The sequence below is a fragment of the Mycobacterium sp. ST-F2 genome (genome assembly GCF_001905655.1).
In the GTDB taxonomy this organism is placed as follows: domain Bacteria; phylum Actinomycetota; class Actinomycetes; order Mycobacteriales; family Mycobacteriaceae; genus Mycobacterium.
Genome location: NZ_JMHT01000040.1, coordinates 1 through 1481, shown reverse-complemented (window position 1 = coordinate 1481; position 1481 = coordinate 1). Strand labels below are relative to the sequence as shown.

General features: G+C 64.1%; 1 protein-coding gene. It reads left to right on the top strand.

Annotated features, from left to right (window positions below; all coding sequences use genetic code 11):
- The first annotated feature begins 134 nt into the window (after positions 1–134).
- Complete coding sequence (locus EB75_RS15950; protein ID WP_052536990.1) at positions 135–1448, top strand: IS256 family transposase; 1314 nt, start codon at positions 135–137, stop codon at positions 1446–1448.
- Positions 1449–1481: the final 33 nt, after the last annotated feature.

Here is a 1481-nt window from a genome sequence, read left to right as displayed (position 1 = left end):
GAGCAATGATCAGAACCTGTGGATGAGCCTCGGCGAGGCGGCGTAGGAAAGGGCGCACCTTCCCGAGGATGATCTGAATGTCGAAGGTCTGATCAAGAGCCGGCGTTGGCGCGCTGGTTCGGGAAGGTACGCCCATGCTCACGGTAGTTCACGATGCGGATTCATCCAACGAGGATGCTGGCTCGTCGCGGTCGTTGCTCGATGAGATTGTCCGCGACGGTGCCCGCCAGATGCTGGCCGCAGCGTTGCGGGCTGAGGTCGCCGCCTACATCGAGGCTCATGCCGGTGAGCTTGATGAGAACGGGCACCGGCTGGTGGTGCGCAATGGCTATCACCGCGAGCGCGAGGTGCTCACCGCGGCGGGCGCGGTGAGTGTGACCGCGCCGCGGGTCAATGACAAACGTGTTGACCCGGACACTGGTGAGCGGCAACGGTTTTCCTCGGCGATCCTGCCGGCGTGGGTGCGCAAGTCGCCGCAGATGACCGAGGTGTTGCCGTTGCTGTATCTGCATGGCTTGTCGACCAGTGATTTCGGTCCGGCGTTGGAGCAGTTCCTGGGCTCGGGTGCCGGCTTGTCGGCCACGACGATCACCCGACTCACCACGCAGTGGCAGGACGAGGCCAAGGCCTTCGAGGCCCGTGATCTGTCGGGCACCGACTACGTCTACCTGTGGGTCGACGGCATCCATCTCAAGGTGCGCCTGGAGCAGGAGAAGCTCTGTTTGCTGGTGATGATCGGTGTGCGCGCTGACGGCCGCAAGGAGCTGGTCGCGCTCACCGACGGGTACCGGGAGTCGGCCGAGTCGTGGGCTGATCTGTTGCGGTCGTGCCGACGTCGCGGGATGACCGCACCGGTGCTGGCCGTCGGCGATGGGGCCCTGGGGTTCTGGAAGGCCGTGCGTGAGGTGTTCCCGGCCACCGGCGAGCAGCGGTGCTGGTTTCACAAGCAGGCCAATGTTCTTGCCTGCCTGCCAAAGTCGGCTCATCCGGGGGCGATCGCGGCGATGCGGGAGATCTACAACGCCGAGGATATCGACCACGCGCAGGTGGCGATCAAGGCGTTCGAGGTGGACTACGGCGCCAAGTACCCCAAGGCGGTCGCCAAGATCGTCGATGACGCCGATGTGCTGCTGGAGTTCTATAAGTACCCGGCCGAGCACTGGGTCCATCTGCGCACTACCAACCCGATCGAATCAACGTTTGCCACGGTACGTTTGAGGACCAAGGTGACCAAGGGGCCGGGTTCACGCGTCGCCGGAATGGCCATGGCTTACAAGCTGATCGACGCCGCGCAAGCCCGCTGGCGAGCCGTCAACGCACCGCACCTGGTCGCTCTGGTCCGGGCCGGCGCGATCTTCCACAAAGGCAAACTGCTCGAGCGACCCACCGACATCACCCCGTCGGCGGACTCGGCACCGACCGAATCAACTGGAACGGAGGTCGCCTGAAACAAGCCGATCCACAGGTATTGACAATTCCTC